Source organism: Faecalibacterium longum, from assembly GCF_040094125.1.
GTDB classification, from domain to species: Bacteria; Bacillota; Clostridia; order Oscillospirales; family Ruminococcaceae; genus Faecalibacterium; species Faecalibacterium longum.
This window is the reverse complement of the sequence record NZ_JBBNIH010000043.1, coordinates 1-562: the sequence shown is the minus strand read 5'-3', so window position 1 is coordinate 562 and position 562 is coordinate 1. Positions and strand designations below refer to the sequence as shown.

Genomic DNA, 562 nt, shown 5'->3' with positions numbered 1-562 from the left:
TGTTTTCCTTGGGCTGTTCCTCGCCGGATGCCGCCGCTTCTTCTGCGGCTTTCTTGGCTTCTTCCTCGGCTTTCAGCCTGTCCTGTTCCGCCTGCGCCGCTGCTTCTTTTTCAGCGGTATAAGCATCGGCAGCATCTTCCTCCATCAGAGCCAGAAGGTCGGCTTCGTCCACAAGGTTCATAAAGTGAACGGTCTGCTGCCCCTTGGCGTTGCGGTCAATCACCAGATAGAAGGTAGCGCCCGATTTTGACACCAGCGTAATGAACTGCTGTCCGCTGCCATCGGAGTAGTTGGTGTAGTAATCGTCCACCAGCGTCAGATTGCCCTCCGGGGTCAGGGCACCAGAGGTTTCGTCCGTGACGGTGACAACATCTTCCTCCACGACTTCCGGCAGAACCGGCTGCTCCACCGGGGCAGCTTCGCCTTCAAAAGCAAAAGCAGGAGCCGCCATGCCAGCGCACAGTGCCGCCGATACCAGCAGCGCGCCCAGTTTCTTAATCTTCATCTGCATCGACCTCCTTCTCGAAAGTTGCACCCACGGCAGACAGCGCAGCCGGGTTCG

General features: G+C 58.2%; 1 protein-coding gene. It reads right to left on the bottom strand.

The genetic code is table 11. The features are described from left to right. Nucleotides 1–511 (bottom strand): DUF4366 domain-containing protein (locus AAAU26_RS00715; RefSeq protein ID WP_349180867.1); only part of this gene is annotated, 511 nt, incomplete at its 3' end. Nucleotides 512–562: the final 51 nt, after the last annotated feature.